We start from the raw sequence: 15,520 nt of genomic DNA on the forward strand, positions 1-15,520 counted from the left end.
GAGGAATTCATATGGGACAGAAGCAGGAGGAGGACGACAACAAGGTCCGTCTCGATAAATGGCTATGGGCGGCGCGTTTCTATAAGACCCGTGCGCTGGCCAAAGCAGCAATTGAAAGTGGCAAGGTGCATTGCCATGGCGAGCGTTGCAAACCGGGCAAGGAACCACGCATCGGTGATGAGTTCGAGATTCGCACCGGCTTCGAAGTGCGCACCGTGAGGGTCGAGGCGTTGTCGATCGTGCGCCGTGGCGCGCCCGAGGCGCAAACCTTGTATGCCGAGACCGAAGCGAGTGTCGCCAAGCGTGAAGCGGCTGCGGCAATGCGCAAGGCGGGGTCGTTGGGCGTGAGTACCGATGGCAAGCCGAGCAAGAAACAGCGGCGTGATCTGTTCAAGTTTCGCGGTAGCAGCAACGAAGATTGAAACGTTGTGCCGACCTCTTCGCGAGCAGGCTCGCTCCCACATTTGATCGAGTCGTCTGTGGCAGCGAGCCTGCTCGCGAATCGAGTACGACGCGGTATCAGGCGCTACGCACCACACTCATCCGCGACACCATCGGCAACTTGCCCAGCAGCGCGAAAACCGGCGCGGTGAGCTTCAACAAAAGGTTCGACGCGTGATAGGCAAATGGCGTGTAGTAACCCCAGCCCAACGCCCACACCGCCAGCAACACGCCGCCGATGTAATCGTCCTGACCCCAATGCGCGCCAGCCACCAGGCGCGGCAACATGAACAGCACAGCCAGACCCCAGACCGTCAGAAACTGGCCGATGGTGCGGCTGAACACGCCCATGAACAACGCCCAGATCAACAACACTGAGGCATGATCACCCGGAAAACTCTGGCCCGAGCGATCCTTCAGCTCCCAGGTTTTTTCCAGGTGCGGAAAGTAATCGCTGATGTGCACGGCGCCCTCAAGCACCATCGACGGACTGCTGTGCTGCCAGCCCATGTGATCGGCGAATTTGGAAAACAGCGCGCGGATCACCACCATCAACAGCAGGATCGAGAAAAAACCGAAGAATGCGCGGCGCACGTCAATCGCCCTGAAAACCCAGTCGCCCTTGATCAGCAGCGTCAGCAGAATCAGTCCGACGACGATGTCGAACGGGCGCAGACTTGCAATTGCCCAGATGTGGAGCCATATCGGGTTGCTGGCCAGCGGTGCATTGAGCGAGCGGAACAGCCACTCGTCGAAAATCACACACAGCATCTGGCCCGTAGGCCATAACCAGAAAGCCAGTAGCGCCAACGGCACTACGTTACACAGAACCAGCCGGCCGAGGTTCCACCTTGATTGGAACAAACCCGGATTGTTCATAAAATGCCTCCCATGGCGAAAAAGCGCCGGCACCAAAAAAAGTGCCAGCAAGCGCAAATTTTCACGTTTTGTAATCATTTTGTCATCACATTCAGATACCCAGACCTATGACCGACCTAGCGGATACCGATTTCACTCAACGCTTCATCTTCGATGACAGCGACACTCGCGGCGAACTGGTAGCGCTGGAGCGCAGCTACGCCGAAGTCCTCGCCAAACACCCGTACCCGGAGCCAGTGGCGCAACTGCTGGGCGAACTGATGGCGGCCGCCTCGTTGATGGTCGGCACCCTGAAGTTCGACGGCTTGTTGATTTTGCAGGCGCGCTCCGAAGGCCCGATCCCGATGCTGATGATCGAGTGCTCCAGCGATCGCGAAATCCGTGGCCTGGCGCGTTACGAAGCCGAGCAGATCGCGGCGGACGCCACCCTCAGCGACCTGATGCCGAACGGTGTTCTGGCCCTGACCGTCGATCCGACGGTTGGCCAGCGCTATCAGGGCATCGTCGATCTCGACGGCGAAACCCTGTCCGATTGCTTCACCAACTATTTCGTCATGTCGCAGCAGGTCGGCACGCGCTTCAAACTGTTCGCCGACGGTCGCCGCGCGCGCGGCATGTTGCTGCAGCAACTGCCCGCCGACCGCCTGAAAGACGAAGAAGAACGCGCTGCGAGCTGGCAGCACCTCACCGCGCTCGCCAGTACTTTGAGCGCCGATGAACTGCTCAGCCTGGACAACGAAACCGTGCTGCATCGCCTGTACCACGAGGAGCAGGTGCGTCTGTTCGATGTGCAGCATCTGCGCTTCAACTGCAGCTGCTCGCGGGAACGCTCCGGCAATGCGCTGGTCAGTCTTGGGCTGGAAGACGCGCAAGCTTTGGTGGCCGAACAGGGTGGCACCGTCGAGATCGATTGCCAGTTCTGCAATCAGCAGTACCTGTTCGACGCGGCCGATATTGCTCAATTGTTCGCTGGCGCGGGCGTCGATACGCCGTCAGATACCCGTCACTAAAACGGTTCAGCGCAGGTAAATTCACTGCGTAATGACGGAATATCGCCGTTACGACGGGAGGACCCTACTCTTTTTGGGCTTTTCTGGCATAATCCGGCCCACTTTTTTCGCGGTAGTAGTGCACGACTTTCTACTACAAAACGTTTGGAGCACACTCGGCCACTGGCCGACGGGGAACCTCATGACGCAAGCCAATAACGCCGTGTACACCGATCTGAGTGTTGATGATCTGGTAAAAGAAGCCCTGAATCGCGGTGAAGGCGAGCTTGCCGATACCGGCGCTCTGGTTGTTCGCACCGGTCACCGCACCGGCCGTTCGCCAGTCGACCGTTTCATCGTTGAAGAGCCTTCCACCCAGGCCGCTATCGCCTGGGGCCCGATCAACCGCAAGTTCCCGGCCGACAAGTTCGATGCCCTGTGGGCTCGCGTCGAGGCCTTCAACAACGCGCAAGAGCACTTCGTTTCCCACGTGCATGTAGGCGCGGCGGAAGATCACTACCTGGCCGTGAAAATGACCACGCAGACTGCCTGGCAGAACCTGTTCGGTCGTTGCCTGTTCATCAACCCGGCCCAGTACAACCCGGCTGGCCGTGAAGAATGGCAAGTGCTCAACGTCGCCAACTTCGAGTGCGTGCCTGAGCGTGACGGCACCAACTCCGATGGTTGCGTGATCATCAACTTCGCGCAGAAGAAAGTGCTGATCGCCGGCATGCGTTACGCCGGTGAGATGAAGAAAGCCATGTTCTCCGTGCAGAACTTCCTGCTGCCGGCCGCTGACGTGCTGCCAATGCACTGCGCTGCCAACATCGGCGAAGACGGCGACGTGACCCTGTTCTTCGGTCTGTCGGGCACCGGTAAAACCACCCTGTCGGCCGACGAAAGCCGTTACCTGATCGGTGACGACGAACACGGCTGGGGCGAAGGCGTGGTCTTCAACATCGAAGGCGGTTGCTATGCCAAGTGCATCGACCTCTCCGAGAAAAACGAGCCGGTTATCTGGAAAGCCATCAAGCACGGTGCGGTGCTGGAAAACGTCGTCATCGACGACGCCAAGCACGCCGACTACGCCGATGTCAGCCTGACCCAGAACAGCCGCGCCGCCTACCCGCTGGAGCACGTTGCCAAGCGTTCCGAGAAGAACCTGGGCGGCGAGCCAAACGCGGTGATCTTCCTGACCTGCGACCTGACCGGCGTACTGCCGCCAGTATCGATCCTCAACGAAGAACAAGCGGCCTACCACTTCCTGTCCGGCTACACCGCGTTGGTGGGCTCGACTGAAATGGGTTCGGGCAGCGGCATCAAGTCGACCTTCTCCACCTGCTTCGGCGCGCCGTTCTTCCCGCGTCCGGCTGGCGAATACGCCGAACTGCTGATCAAGCGCATTCGCGGTTTCGGCTCCAAGGTCTACCTGGTCAACACCGGTTGGACGGGCGGCGGCTACGGCGTCGGCCAACGCTTCAACATCCCGACCACCCGCGCAGTGATCGCCGCGATCCAGAGCGGCGCTCTGATCGGTGCTGCCACCGAGCACCTCGACACCATCAACCTCGACGTGCCACTGGCCGTTCCGGGCGTCGACACCAACCTGCTCAACCCACGCAACACCTGGGCTGACAAGGCAGCGTACGACGAGGCAGCGAAAGCACTGGCCGGTCTGTTCATCGAGAACTTCAAGAAGTTCGAAGTGAGCGACGCGATCAAGGCGGCTGGGCCGAAGTTGTAAGTAATGGTTTGCAGTGAATAAAAAACCGCCCTTTGGGGCGGTTTTTTTTTCCGATCTGAAATGCAGCTTGGTTGGACTCAAAGACTTGGCTTGCCCTGGCTATCTGTCAATCAGCCAGTGCACTCAGCACATGAACAGGATCGTTATGAATGGCCTTGAGTAGTGCTTTGGCCGGCCCAGTCGGCTGACGACGACCTTGCTCCCAATTGCGTAACGTTCCCAACTGGACATCGATCAAGGCTGCGAACTTTGCCTGCGTCATTCCCGTCGCTTTGCGAATCTGTTTAACCTGTAATGCATCCACATAGAATTCGCGGGACGGCTTTTTTTCACCCCGAAGAATCTCATCCATTTCCTGCACGCTTTCCATCAGCTCATCAAAAAACTTGCTCATGGTTACCTCCAGTTTTCAATCATGGCCTTCAGTGCTTTCCGTTCGTCATGGGTAAGATCCTGCTGCTCGTTTTTTGGATAGATCATCAACAACGCGATCTGTGATGCTGAAACGAAGTGGTAGTAGATAACCCGTGCGCCACCCCGTTTGCCATGGCCTTTGGAGGCGACTCGTGCTTTACGCACCCCGCCGGTTCCTTCGATTACATCGCCAATAGACGGGTTTGCGACCAACTGCTTTTGAAAGGTGGCGTAGGCATCGTCGTCCAGTAACTCTCTTACTCGGCGGGTGAAGACTGAAGTCTCAATAAAAATCATGGTCAATGTACGCCAGTGACTTACTTCCAGGCAATGCTGAAGTGTTGATAACGATGACTGGTGCCTGGTCGCCGACAGATGATCGGCGGCGATCAGGCTGCTCGGCTTAGGTAGGGGCTTTCCAGTTGAGCATCTGTGTCTGCGCGACTTGCAGCAGCTCGCAGCCGACCTGTCAGCAGGTACAGAGCATGGGTGATGTGGGTCGCTGACCAAAGCAGCGATACCCACGACTATAGGTTCGCACCACCCGCTCGCGATAGCCGACAAGGCATCGCGTGAAGTAGGAACGGGACGAACAAAGCACCAGACGTTGCTACCGATTCTTCAACGCCTTTCAACGCAGATGCTGGTAACCGGAAATATCCAGCAGGCTTGTGGTCAGTCCGGTTGCCGGGCGGTAGATCGTGCCTTTGACTGCTGAAAACGGCACGCCTTTGCTGCCCAGCGAGACATAGCGCTCGCCTTTGTCCAGCTCGGTGAACCAGGTGTAGGACTGGCTGTGCATCTTCTTGTAGCGCGCTTCGTCGCTAACGATGGCGCCGGTGAGGCGGCGCAGGTCGGCATCGCTCAGGTTGAGAGTTTTGCCCAGTGGTACGCCCCAACGCTTGAGGCAGGTTTCCGCCAGATGGCGAACGATAAGGCCGGGTTCGATCAGTGCGTTGAGGTCGCTGCTGCTGCTCGGCTCGCCGCCGAGTGCCGTGGCGTTGCCAGCGAGGGTGGCGTGGCGACCGGCCATTGGATAGATCGAGGTTTTGCTGCCGGTGGCGGTTTGCGGGATCACGCAGCTGAAGCCTTTTGAGCGCTCGTCGCGGGCATAGAAGGCGATGTATTCCTTGACGTTGGATGCGAGTTTGACGCGGTTTTCCTGGAAGTTGCCGATGCCCGGAACTGGGTCAATCGCAAAGATGTTTACGGGAATATGTTTGAGTGCAGCATCCTTGAACATTGCATTGGCGAGCATGTGGCAACTGATACCGCCACGGCTCCAGCCGAGCAGATTGACACGCGTGGGAATAATGCCGTCCTTGCGGAAAGTCTTGATGATCTGTTCCTGCAACTTCTGTTGCGTGATACTCCGGTCGCCATAGTTATACTGGCGCCAAAACCAGGAGCCTTCCACTTTTACATCTTCAATAGGGATCCCTGCTGCTTTCAGACGGTTATATTCTGCCTCAGTCAGTTGTTTACGCTGCCAGTCGCATTTGCCTTTGATAATGTTCACGGCGTGTTGCACGTTTTCGTCCCAGCCTTTACCGAACAGGGTGCCGGACATGCCGTACTCAGAGGTCTTGGTGAACAGGTCGTCGGCTTGCAGATTGCCGCTGCCAGGGCCATCGACGACGATCCACTCGGCAAATTCGCGTCCGCTGTGGTGTGCAGCGAGCGTAGAAACGATTTCGCCGTCCCAGAAGCTTTTATGTTTGTCATCAAACTTGTTGGAGCCGGTGCCGCAGAAAAATATTGTTAAAGTTGTCATTTCGTTGCTCTTGCTTATGAATAAGAGCAGTCAAGTTAGTTTGAATTGTTGTTATAAATAAAGGGTGCTGTTGTGTCTGCGTTTGTAATGTTTAAATTTGTTATATATATGTAGCTGAGCTTTCGAAAGTTTGTCGAGGCGCTTCGATTGTTACACGCTTGGTTTTCGCTTCCCATGTATCATTCAGTATCGATTCAACCCCGACCTTTTCTCGACTCGCTGCAATCGCCCGCTAGGCTTTGGGCATGGCAGCAGTCAAAGGAGTGACAGCAAATGCACCACACCCTGGAACAGGTTTTTGGTTATCCACAATTTCGCCCCGGTCAGGAGGCCGCTGTCAGCGCGGTGCTGGCGGGGCGCTCGGCGGCGGCGATCTTTCCTACCGGCTCCGGCAAATCGCTTTGCTATCAGTTGCCGGCGCTTCTGCTGCCGCACCTGACACTGGTGGTCTCGCCGCTGCTGGCGTTGATGCAGGATCAACTGGCGTTTCTCAAGCGCCACGGCATTTCGGCCGGAAGCATCGATTCGGCACAGAGCCGCGAGGACGCCAATGACGTCATGGCCCGTGCGCGTTCGGGTGAATTGAAGATCCTGATGATTTCCGTCGAACGCCTGAAAAACGAGCGCTTCCGCAACTTCCTGCAGCAGGTGCCGATCTCGTTGCTGGTAGTCGACGAGGCTCACTGTATCTCCGAATGGGGGCACAATTTTCGGCCTGATTACCTGAAATTGCCGGACTACCAGCGCCAGTTCAACATCCCGCAGGCACTGCTGCTTACCGCCACGGCTACACCGAAGGTCATCGCCGACATGCAGGCCAAATTCGCCATCGCCCCTGATGACGTGGTGACCACCGGATTCTATCGGCCCAACCTCAATTTGCTGGTCGAGCCTGTACGCGGTCAGGACAAACGTCGACGTCTGGTCGAATGGATGGCCGAGCGTCCCGGGCGACCGAGCATTGTCTACGTGACGTTGCAGAAGACCGCCGAGCACATTGCCGAACATCTTCAACGCAATGGAATCCAGGCCGAGGCATACCACGCCGGTTTGCCCCACGATCAGCGTGAAAGCATCCAACGCCGCTTCATGGCCGGGCAGTCCAATTGCATCGTCGCCACCATCGCTTTCGGGATGGGCATCGACAAGAGCGACATCCGTAACGTCGTGCATTTCGATCTGCCCAAATCCATCGAAAACTACAGTCAGGAAATTGGCCGTGCCGGACGCGACGGACAGCCCTCCGACTGCCTGGTCCTGGCCAACCGCGACAGCCTCAATGTGCTCGAGAACTTCGTTTACGGCGATACACCCGAGCGTGATGGCATTCGTTATGTGCTTGATGAACTGAAAGCTTCGGTGCCTGAGGGGCAGTGGGAGTTTCTGCTTGGGCCGCTGGCGGATCAGAGCAATATACGCGCGTTGCCGTTGAAGACTCTGCTGGTGCAGCTGGAGCTGCGAGGTCTGATCGCGCCGCGTTACGCCTATTACGCCGAATACCGCTTCAAATATCTGCTTGAGCCTGAAGCGCTGCTCCAGCGCTTCGAAGGCGAGCGCAGGGATTTCGTAGCGGCGATCATCCAGACCTCTACGCGAGCACGCACTTGGGCCACGGTGAATTTCGAGGCGATGTACTCGCAGTATTCCGCCGAGCGCAATCGGGTGGTGACAGCGTTGGATTATTTTCAGGAGAAGGGCTGGGTCGAGCTTGAAAGCAAGCAAATGACCGAGGTTTACAGCCTGCTGCGCAGTGATTTTGCCAGCGACGCCCTGAGCGCTGAGCTGCACGAGTATTTCACTCGCCATGAACAGACCGAAGTGGCTCGGATTCACGCCATGCTTGATGTGTTCGCCACGGAACGCTGCCTGGGTTATCGCTTGGCCGAGTATTTCGGTGATCACAATGCCCCCGAGCATTGCGGGCATTGTTCGGTGTGTTACGGCCAGATTGCGCGGTTGCCCGAGCCGCCGCCGTTGCCGCCGCTTGTGGATAAAAACTTCGCAGAACTGTGTGATGAATTTATCCACAGGCATGAGCAGCACACAGGGCGGATTCCATCGGCCGAACGCCTGACGCGATTCCTGTGCGGAATCAGCGTCCCTTTGTTCACCAAACTCAAGGCGCGGGCGATTCCAGGATACGCGGCGCTGGAAGAGTACCCCTACGCCGAGGTCCGCGAGTGGGCGCAAGAGCACCTCTGATCTGCAGGAGCTGCCGAAGGCTGCGATCCTTTGATGTTGATTTCTTCAAGATCAAAGGATCGCAGCCGTCGGCGCCTCCTACGTTAAGAGTCATCAAGGCAGTGCCTCTATCCATCCGCTGAATGTCGATCATCACGCTAATAAACTTCAAAAAGCCTCGTTGCCTGACTAAGGTTGGGATCTGTCTTCGGATCGCCAACAAGAGAACAACATGAGCCAGACATCCTTCGATATTCAGCAGGCTGCCGTGATCGGCGCGGGCACCATGGGCCGTGGCATCGTCATGTGCCTGGCCAATGCCGGCGTGAGTGTGCAGTGGGTGGATAACAATCCACAGATGCTCGAGCAAGCACTGACAACGGTCGCCGAAACCTATGCACACAACGTGCGTCAGGGGCGCATCGATCAGGCCGAGGCAGATGCGCGAATTGCTCGCGTATCAGCAGCGGCGGATTACCCATCGATTCGCAATGTCGATCTGGTGATCGAAGCGGTGTACGAAAACCTTGAACTGAAGCAGAAGATCTTTCGCGAGCTGGATGGCTTGCTCAAGCCCGAGGCTCTGCTGGCGAGCAACACTTCGGCGCTGGACATCGACGCTATCGCGGCTGCGACCCGGCGCCCGGAACAGGTACTGGGTCTGCACTTCTTCAGCCCGGCCCATATCATGAAACTGCTGGAAATCGTGCGAGGTGCGCAGACCTCGCCAACGGCACTGGAGGCGGCGCTGGCGCTCGGCAAGCGCATGGGCAAGGTCAGCGTGGTGTCGGGCAACTGTCACGGTTTTATCGGCAACCGCATGCTGCATCCGTATGTACTGGAGGCGCGCAAGATGCTTCTCGAGGGCGCTTATCCACAGCAGGTGGATGCCGCACTACAGGGCTTCGGTTTTGCCATGGGGCCGTTTCGCATGTACGACGTGGTCGGTATCGATCTGGAATGGCGTGCCCGCGTACTCGCAGGCAAGGGGCAGGATGCGCCGGAGGTTCAGATCGATAATCGTCTGTGCGAAATGGGCCGGTTCGGGCAGAAGTCCGGTAACGGTTACTACCACTATGAGCCGGGTAGTCGCCAGGCCGAGCATGATCCCGAAGTGGACGCGCTGGTTCTGCGAGTCAGCGAAGAGCTGGGTTTCCAGCGTCGCGACATCGGCCCCGAAGAAATTCTTGAGCGCTGTTTGCTGGCGCTGGTCAACGAAGGCGCGAAGATCCTCCAGGAAGGCATTGCCGGATCGGCCCATGACATCGATCTGGTGTACTTGAACGGCTATGGTTTTCCAGCGGAGAAGGGCGGGCCGATGGCCTGGGCGAATCTGCAAGGGCTGGCGGATATCCATCAGCGCTTGCTGGCGCTGGCGACGCGCCAGGGCGATCAATGGAAGCCGGCGCGCTTGATTGGTGAGCTGGCCGCGCAGGGGAAGGGGTTTGCTGATCGTTGACACCGGTCGGCTGTGCTGACGCCTTCGCGGGCAAGCCCGCTCCCACAGGTAAAGTGTTCGTCCTTACGATCAACTTCAAGTAAGAAAATGCGAGAATCTTGCATGAATCAACGCTCCGACTACCGGCACTTCCAGCCCATCACCACACGCTGGCACGACAACGACGCTTACGGTCACGTCAACAACGTCACCTACTACAGCTTCTTCGATACGGCCGTGAACACTTATCTGATTCAGGTCGGTGGCCTGGATATCCATGACGGCGAAGTGGTGGGATTCGTGGTCAGTTCGGCCTGCGATTATTTTGCCTCGATCGCTTTCCCGGATCTGATCGAGATCGGGCTGCGGGTCGGCAAGCTGGGCAACAGTTCGGTGCAATACGAACTGGCGGTGTTCAAGGTCGGCGAAAGCGAGGCGTGTGCGGCGGGACGGTTTGTGCATGTGTTTGTCGATCGGGCGAGCAATCAGCCGGTGCCGATTCCGGCAGGTTTGCGCGGGGCGCTGGAGCGGCTGGTGGTCTAGACGCGCAAAAAAAATCGCAGCCCAAAAGCTGCGATTTTTTGTTCAAGCCTTCGCCTTAGTGGTGGCGATAGTACTTGTGATGCTTGCGGTGGCCGTAGGCATGGCCGCGACCTGGATGACCACGGTCGCGGTAGTAGCGACGGTCATCATGGCGACGGTCGTAGCGACGATCATCGTCGTCACTCTTGTTGCCCATGTAGTTACCCAGCGCGCCACCTGCGCCGCCACCAGCGGCGGAGCCGATCAGGCTGCCGGTGGTGCCGCCGAGGCTGCGGCCGACGACGTTACCGCCGGCTGCACCCAGTGCACCGCCGATGGCCGCTTCGCCACGGCTGCGCTTGTCTGCGCCGACCGCACTACCACCCGCGCCGCCCAGGGCCGCGCCGATGGTGGAACCTGTATTGCCGCCTAACGATTGACCGACGACCGAGCCAAGAACCCCGCCCAATGCGCCGCCCACACCTGCTTCGGTGGTGCCTCCGGCAGAAGCGAAGCCACTGACCAGGCCAAGGGACAACAAGAGAATCGAGGAGAACTTCATAGAGGATGAGCCTCAAAGGGATGACGGCGCCGATCCTGAGGCTCTGCAATGGGCGTGACAATCAAAATCCGACGAATAACACGACTTGTATACAATAATGCAAGTTACTGTTTTTTCACCGGAACTTAACCGATTTTCGCCGGTCTTTAGCTACTTCGGACAGGCCGTTTTTATGCAAAAACGGCCTTTTTTGTGGGTGGTCGAAAATCTTCGCCACCGCAGATATGTTCACAGGTCGATCGCTTTCGCGAGCAGGCCGCTCCCACCCTTGAAATGCATTCCAAGTGTGGGAGCGAGCCTGCTCGCGAAGGGGCCGGATCGGGCTCCGCGTTAAGCGGATTTAGCCATGATCAACCCACTCTCACTCGCCGCTTCCAGCCGGATCGCAATGAATTTCGACGTCGGCGTGTGGCTGCCATCCCCCGTACTTTCCAGCGGCACCAGCGGATTGACTTCCGGATAGTACGCCGCCGCTTGCCCGGCAGGAATATCGAACGCCAACAATGTAAAACCTTTCACCCGGCGCTCGCGACCATCGTCCCAGATCGACACGATGTCGGCCTTCTGTCCCGGACGGAAGCCCAGGCGAATAATGTCGGCCTCATTGGCGAACAGCACGTCACGCTGGCCCTTCACACCACGGTAGCGGTCATCGAGACCATAGATCGTCGTGTTGTACTGATCGTGGGAGCGCATCGATTGCAGGATCAGATCCGGCACCTGCCCGGTAGCACGGGTGCGCTCGTGAACCAGATCTTTCGGCAACTGGTTAGCGCGGAAATTGGCACGGCCCGACGGGGTGTTCCACTTGCGAGCGCCAGCCGAGTTGCCCAGATAGAAACCGCCCGGGTTTTTGATCTTGTCGTTGAAGTCTTTGAAGTTCGGGATGGTGTCGGCGATCAGTTCGCGAATGCGCCCGTAATCGGCCACCAGCCAGTTCCAGTCCACAGGTTGGCTGCCCAGCGTCGCAGCGGCGATGCCGGCAATGATCGACGGCTCCGAGCGCATCTGGTTCGACAGCGGCTGCAGCTGGCCGTTGGAGGCGTGGACCATGCTGAACGAGTCTTCCACGGTGACCGCTTGCGGCCCTTCGGTCTGGATATCGATATCGGTGCGGCCCAGGCACGGCAGGATCAGCGCGTTTTTACCGTGAGCGAGGTGGCTGCGGTTGAGCTTGGTGCTGATCTGTACGGTCAGGTCGCAGTTGCGCAGCGCTTCGAAAGTGCGCGAGCTGTCCGGCGTGGCCTGGGCAAAGTTGCCGCCCAATCCGATGAACACCTTGGCACGACCTTCGGCCATCGCATGGATTGCCTCGACCACGTTGTGGCCATTGTGGCGCGGCACCTTGAACTGGAAGCGACGCTCCAGCGAGTCGAGGAACGCCACCGGCGGACGCTCGTTGATACCCATGGTGCGGTCGCCCTGCACGTTGCTGTGGCCGCGCACCGGGCACAGGCCGGCGCCCGGCTTGCCGATGTTGCCGCGCAGCAGCATCAGGTTGGCGATTTCCTGAATGGTCGGCACCGAATGACGGTGCTGGGTGATGCCCATGGCCCAGCACATGATCACGTTCTTGCCTTTGGCGTACATGCGCGCGGCTTGCTCGATCTCCACCAGGGTCAGGCCCGATTGCTCGACGATCTGCTCCCACGAGGTGTCGTCGACGATGGCGAGGTACTCCAGCACGTTGGCGCTGTGGGCATTGAGGAAATCATGGTCGAACACCGCCGGCTCGCCAGCCTTCTGTGCATCGCGCTCCCATTGCAGAAGGAACTTGGCCATGCCGCGCAGCACTGCCATGTCGCCGCCTAGAGCCGGGCGGAAGTACGCGGTGTTGGTCGGCTTGTCGCCGTTGGTGAGCATTTCGATCGGGTGCTGTGGATGCTGGAAACGCTCCAGGCCGCGCTCTTTCAGCGGGTTGATGCATACCACTTGGGCGCCGCGTTTTACTGCTTCACGCAACGGTTCGAGCATGCGCGGGTGGTTGGTGCCGGGGTTCTGGCCCCAGACGAAAATCGCGTCGGCGTGTTCGAAGTCGTCGAAGGTCACCGTGCCTTTGCCGACACCGACGCTCTGCGCCAACGCCACGCCGCTGGCCTCGTGGCACATGTTCGAGCAGTCGGGGAAATTGTTGGTGCCGTAAGCCCGCACGAACAGCTGATACAGATATGCCGCTTCGTTGCTGGCGCGCCCCGAGGTGTAGAACTCGGCCTGATCCGGGCTCGGCAGATTGCGCAGGTGCTTGCCGATCAGGGCGAAGGCATCTTCCCAACTGATCGGCTTGTAGCGATCGGATTCGGCGTCGTAGACCATCGGCTCGGTCAGGCGGCCCTGATATTCCAGCCAGTAATCGCTTTGTTCCAGCAGAGAAGTGACGCTGTGCTTGGCGAAGAATTTCGCATCGACGCGACGCTTGGTCGCTTCCCAGTTCACTGCTTTGGCGCCGTTCTCACAGAACTTGACCATGCCGCTTTCCGGCGAATCACCCCAGGCGCAACCCGGGCAGTCGAAACCGCCGTTCTGGTTGGTCTTGAGCATCATGCGCAGGTTTTTCAGGGCATTGTCGCTGGTCAGCCACGCCTGGGCCACACTGATCAGGGCGCCCCAGCCGCCGGCGGCACCTTTGTAAGGCTTGTAGCGCGGGACAGGTTTCTGGTCGGCTTGATGATGTTGGCTCACGCTTGATTCTCCATCGCGGGGCTGTACACCCGCGGCGCACTTTTCTGCGGCAGGTGGATGAGATTGAGGTTGTGGCGCCGGGCCCATTGCACGGCCAGGCCGGTGGGTGCCGACAGGCTGACCAGGGTCTGGATGCCGGCACGCAAGACTTTCTGGATCAATTCGAGGCTGCAACGGCTGGTGACGATCGCCAGCCCGCCCTCTGTGGATATCTTCTGGCGGATCAGTCCGCCGATCAGCTTGTCCAGCGCGTTATGGCGGCCGATGTCTTCACGACCGAGCAGCAATTCGCCGCTGGCGTTCATGAACACCGCCGCATGCACCGCGCCGCAGTGCTGGCCGAGTGGCTGGAACGCGCCGATGCGCTGGCGCAAGCCGTCGAGCCATTCGATCGGTGGCAAGGCTGCGCCAGGCAATACCTTGAGATCGGGCAACGCCTGTTCGACCGCTTCGACGCCGCACAATCCGCAACCGCTGGTGCCGGCCAACTGCCGACGCTGTTGCTTGAGGTTCCAGAATGCGCGATTGGCGATGGTCACCTGCGCGTATTGTGCCGAGCCTGCACCTGTCAGTTGCAGATCATAGATATCGCTGGCGTCTTCGATGATGCCGCTGCCGAGGCTGAAACCGACGATGAAATCTTCTAGGTCGGTCGGGGTGACCAGCATCACTGCCTGGCTGATGCCGTTATAGGCGATCGCCAACGCGACTTCCTCGGCCAGCGCGGTGCTGGCCGATGCCTCAAGGGGTAAATCGCTGTAGCTGTAGGTCTGGCTGGCGGCAGGCGCAGGCGTTTCAATTGCTGGCGCCGCGCAGGCTGGGCGCTTGGCGTTCATGGCATCACCGACGGTTTGATCTAGGTCAAGACTAGGCGCGGCAAGTTGTCGCGTCTAATCGCTATTACCGATCTACCGATAGATGCCGTCGATCACGCCTCCTTCGGCGATTTTTGATAGAGCGCGAAGCAGGCTTCAGCCAGCGCCGAACGCGGTGCCCCACGGCGCATGATCAGCCCCAGCGGCGCGAGGGTGTGGGCATTTTCGATCGGTTGCAGACGCAGGTGATCGGCGAGGTTTTCCGCGCCGCCGTCGAGCGGCATGATCGCGCAGCAAAAACCGCCGTGGACCGCTTGCAGCAGTTGATGCACAGCGTCGGTTTGCAGCAGCGGTTGCGGCGTCAGGCCACGGCTGTGGAAGTTATGGTCGATGGACTGGCGAAAATGCATGCCGCTGGTGAGCATGCACAACGGCAGTTCGATCAGCGATTCCCAGCTCAGTGGTGCTTCGCCGAAGCTGAACGAGCGTTCGTCGTAGAGCAGGCCCATGCGCGTCTCGTTGAAGGCCAGTGAATCGAAACGCTCGCTGTCCAGACGCTCCAGATACGAAACGCCTATGTCGATGCGGTTGTTCGCCAGGTGTTCGAGCACCTGCTCCGAGCTCAGCGACGACAGTTCGAAGCGCAGTTCCGGGTGCGCCGCATGCAGACGTTGCATCAGCGGCAACGGATCGAAACTCGACAGCGGCACCACACCCAGGCGCAGCGTACCGATCAGGTTGCCGCGACAGGCCGCCGCTTCCGCCTGCAAGCCGTCATACGCCGCCAGCACCGTACGCGCCCACGCCAGCACGCGTTCACCCGGCGCGGTGAAGCCTTCGAAGCGCTGGCCGCGATTGACCAATGGCAGATCGAGTTCTTCTTCGAGGCTGCGCAAGCGCATCGACAGGGTCGGCTGGGTGATGTGGCAGCGCGCGGCCGCCTGGCCGAAATGGCGGGTTTCGTCGAGGGCGATGAGGAATTTCAGTTGCTTGATGTCCATCTTCGCTCCGGGCGGTTGGCGGGGTCTGGCGATTCTACCGCCTGCGGCGCGGCAGCGTCATTGGTCGGACTGGAACCGGGT

General features: G+C 59.1%; 14 protein-coding genes. 6 read left to right on the forward strand and 8 right to left on the reverse strand.

Annotated features, from left to right (window positions below; translation table 11 throughout):
* Positions 1–11: 11 nt before the first annotated feature.
* Positions 12–422: an RNA-binding S4 domain-containing protein gene (locus AB4N53_RS21190; protein ID WP_460122904.1), complete on the forward strand. Its 411-nt coding sequence runs from the start codon at positions 12–14 to the stop codon at positions 420–422.
* A 97-nt stretch (positions 423–519) separates the two neighbouring features.
* Here the strand turns inward: AB4N53_RS21190 and AB4N53_RS21195 are convergent, their stop codons facing one another.
* Positions 520–1,320 (reverse strand): phosphatase PAP2 family protein, encoded by an 801-nt coding sequence (locus tag AB4N53_RS21195; RefSeq protein ID WP_460122907.1) that lies wholly within the window; start codon positions 1,318–1,320, stop codon positions 520–522.
* Between the two features lie 107 nt (positions 1,321–1,427).
* On the opposite strand from AB4N53_RS21195, the gene hslO reads away from it, so the two are divergent.
* Entirely contained in the window at positions 1,428–2,330 is a 903-nt protein-coding gene (gene hslO / locus AB4N53_RS21200; protein ID WP_460122910.1) for an Hsp33 family molecular chaperone HslO, read from the forward strand.
* A 181-nt stretch (positions 2,331–2,511) separates the two neighbouring features.
* A complete protein-coding gene (locus AB4N53_RS21205; protein ID WP_016772179.1) occupies positions 2,512–4,053 on the forward strand; it encodes a phosphoenolpyruvate carboxykinase in 1,542 nt (513 codons plus the stop codon).
* A 106-nt stretch (positions 4,054–4,159) separates the two neighbouring features.
* Here AB4N53_RS21205 and nadS read toward each other — a convergent pair whose 3' ends face one another.
* From nadS to AB4N53_RS21220, 3 genes are all read right to left on the reverse strand, one after another.
* Positions 4,160–4,447: a NadS family protein gene (nadS, locus tag AB4N53_RS21210; RefSeq protein ID WP_016772178.1), complete on the reverse strand. Its 288-nt coding sequence runs from the start codon at positions 4,445–4,447 to the stop codon at positions 4,160–4,162.
* A gap of 2 nt (positions 4,448–4,449) precedes the next feature.
* On the reverse strand, positions 4,450–4,764 hold the full coding sequence (locus AB4N53_RS21215; protein WP_460122913.1) for a type II toxin-antitoxin system RelE/ParE family toxin: 315 nt from the start codon (positions 4,762–4,764) through the stop codon (positions 4,450–4,452).
* Positions 4,765–5,098: 334 nt separating this feature from the next.
* A complete protein-coding gene (locus tag AB4N53_RS21220) occupies positions 5,099–6,241 on the reverse strand; it encodes a hypothetical protein (RefSeq protein WP_460122916.1) in 1,143 nt (380 codons plus the stop codon).
* A gap of 273 nt (positions 6,242–6,514) precedes the next feature.
* On the opposite strand from AB4N53_RS21220, the gene AB4N53_RS21225 reads away from it, so the two are divergent.
* From AB4N53_RS21225 to AB4N53_RS21235, 3 genes are all read left to right on the forward strand, one after another.
* Positions 6,515–8,443 carry a RecQ family ATP-dependent DNA helicase gene (locus AB4N53_RS21225; RefSeq protein ID WP_460122919.1) on the forward strand — a complete coding sequence of 643 codons (1,929 nt, stop codon included), beginning with the start codon at positions 6,515–6,517 and terminating at the stop codon, positions 8,441–8,443.
* A 211-nt stretch (positions 8,444–8,654) separates the two neighbouring features.
* The gene (locus AB4N53_RS21230) at positions 8,655–9,881 is read left to right on the forward strand and encodes a 3-hydroxyacyl-CoA dehydrogenase (protein WP_460122923.1); all 1,227 of its coding nucleotides are present in this window, start codon (positions 8,655–8,657) and stop codon (positions 9,879–9,881) included.
* A gap of 102 nt (positions 9,882–9,983) precedes the next feature.
* Positions 9,984–10,403: an acyl-CoA thioesterase gene (locus AB4N53_RS21235; protein ID WP_460122926.1), complete on the forward strand. Its 420-nt coding sequence runs from the start codon at positions 9,984–9,986 to the stop codon at positions 10,401–10,403.
* Positions 10,404–10,458: 55 nt separating this feature from the next.
* Here the strand turns inward: AB4N53_RS21235 and AB4N53_RS21240 are convergent, their stop codons facing one another.
* From AB4N53_RS21240 to AB4N53_RS21255, 4 genes are all read right to left on the reverse strand, one after another.
* On the reverse strand, positions 10,459–10,944 hold the full coding sequence (locus AB4N53_RS21240; RefSeq protein ID WP_039756448.1) for a glycine zipper domain-containing protein: 486 nt from the start codon (positions 10,942–10,944) through the stop codon (positions 10,459–10,461).
* A gap of 330 nt (positions 10,945–11,274) precedes the next feature.
* Positions 11,275–13,623, reverse strand: a complete 2,349-nt coding sequence (locus AB4N53_RS21245) for an FdhF/YdeP family oxidoreductase (RefSeq protein WP_460122929.1) — start codon at positions 13,621–13,623, stop codon at positions 11,275–11,277.
* Entirely contained in the window at positions 13,620–14,459 is an 840-nt protein-coding gene (gene fdhD, locus AB4N53_RS21250) for a formate dehydrogenase accessory sulfurtransferase FdhD (protein ID WP_160768533.1), read from the reverse strand. Before fdhD ends, AB4N53_RS21245 begins: the two co-directional genes overlap by 4 nt.
* A gap of 92 nt (positions 14,460–14,551) precedes the next feature.
* Positions 14,552–15,439, reverse strand: a complete 888-nt coding sequence (locus AB4N53_RS21255; protein WP_460122934.1) for a LysR family transcriptional regulator — start codon at positions 15,437–15,439, stop codon at positions 14,552–14,554.
* Positions 15,440–15,520: the final 81 nt, after the last annotated feature.

Source organism: Pseudomonas sp. H3_E04, from assembly GCF_054668915.1.